This window comes from Chitinophaga sp. S165, assembly GCF_003182155.1.
GTDB lineage: Bacteria > Bacteroidota > Bacteroidia > Chitinophagales > Chitinophagaceae > Chitinophaga.
The window spans coordinates 1-1,805 of record NZ_QGTG01000028.1; the positions used below are offsets into that span (position 1 = coordinate 1).

General features: G+C 47.1%; 2 protein-coding genes. Both read right to left on the reverse strand.

What is annotated here, in order from left to right; translation table 11 throughout:
• On the reverse strand, positions 1–1,439 hold a 1,439-nt coding region (locus C7475_RS32665; RefSeq protein WP_233260049.1), incomplete at its 3' end, for a condensation domain-containing protein.
• Between the two features lie 16 nt (positions 1,440–1,455).
• Positions 1,456–1,805: phosphopantetheine-binding protein (locus C7475_RS32670; protein WP_146217734.1), on the reverse strand; the 350-nt coding region annotated here is incomplete at its 5' end.

Sequence of the window (1,805 nt, forward strand, 5' to 3'; positions counted from 1 at the left end):
ATTCGTGCTGCATCAAACAGGTCTGTATTGTATTCTATAACAAGCTTCAGCCCCCCGTCAGTTATACGGGCCTCCAGTGTCAGATCAAATTTGGAGGTCTCTGATACGACCGACTCATAAGACAATACCGCATCTTCTGATAATACCAGTTGCTGTTGTGCGGGTTCGTGCTGCAAGACGAACATCACCTGGAATAGAGGATTACGGCTGCCGCCTGCGGACAACCCTTGCTGCACAACCACCTTCTCAAATGGTATATGCTGATAGTGATAAGCATCTATGGTAAGCTGACGGACACGACTTAACAGACTACGGAAAGACTCCTCTCCGGACAACTCCGTGCGTAAGACAACAGTATTTACAAAAAAGCCGATCAGCTTTTCTATCTCATGATGATTGCGATTAGCGACTGGACTTCCTACACTAATATCGCTCTGACCACTGTAACGGTACAAAAGCACCTTAAATGCACTCAGTAAGGTCATGTACAGTGTTACACCTTCCTGGCTGCTCAGTTGCTCCAATCCGGACAGCAGCTCCCCATCCAGCTCACTGTAACAACGGCTACCGGCATGACCTGTAGAAGCACTGCGGGAACGATCGGATGGAAGTTCCAGTACTCCGGCTCCGGATAACTGCGACTGCCAATAGGCCAGCCCTTCTTCCAGCAACGGCCCGTTAAGGTGACGGCGTTCCCATAAGGCATAGTCTGCATATTGAACGCTCAATGCAGGCAGATGATCTTGTTTGCCTTTATACAACTGCACCAGTTCCTGCACGAGCAGTGGCATAGACCAACCATCTGCTGCTATATGATGTAGTACCACCACCAGCAATTGTTCTTCATTCGCATACTCTTGCAGCTCGGCGCGCAGCATGTAATCTGAAGTCAAGTTGAATGGACGATCTACGAACTCCTGTACTGCCACATGACCACTTCCCTGGCAAGCGCCTTCAATACGGCGGTAGCCAAGTGACCAGCCACTGTCTGATAATACCTGCTGGCAAGCAGTGCCTTCTACTTCCAGCATGACGCTGCGTAATACTTCATGACGGGACAGCACCTGCCGGAACGCGTGTTGCAGTCGCAATACATCCAACCGACCACGTACACGAAGCACAGCAGGGATATGATAATGAGTACTTCCTTCCAGCTGATCGATGAACCATAAACGTTCCTGTGAATACGACAACGGTATATGTGCAGGACGTTCTTCACGTTTTATTGTTATAGCGTGTTCTTTATCCGGCAGATCGAGATTATAATACTTCAGATATTCTATCAACTCCTGTTTACGTTCACGAATATGCTCAAGCAAATCTTTGCTAATGTTACCGGCTGATCTTGTCCTGATCTTTAGCTCTGTTCCGGATAGCGTTATCAGGATATTTTTATCTCTCAGCTCTCTGATGAATGATCTGGTGTTGGCACTATACATAAACCAGTCCGGGGGTTTAAATGGTTATTTCGTGATATTCCTCTGAAATATTATCGTGCCTGCTTGCAAGCTGCATATCTATCAGCTCTGCAATCCCGGCTATATCTGTTAATTCGTATAAATACTTAACCGGCATACTTATGCCGAACTCCAATTTGACCTTCGATATGAACTTCATGATCATTAGTGAATGTCCTCCCAGTTCAAAGAAGTTATCATAGACACCTACCTGTTCTACTCCCAGCAACTCCTGCCAGATAACGGCTATGGTTTGTTCGGTATCGTTACGCGGTGCTACATATGCACGCACTGATGTGATCAAACCTGATACCGGTGGTAAAGCACGACGGTCCAGCTTTCCATTGG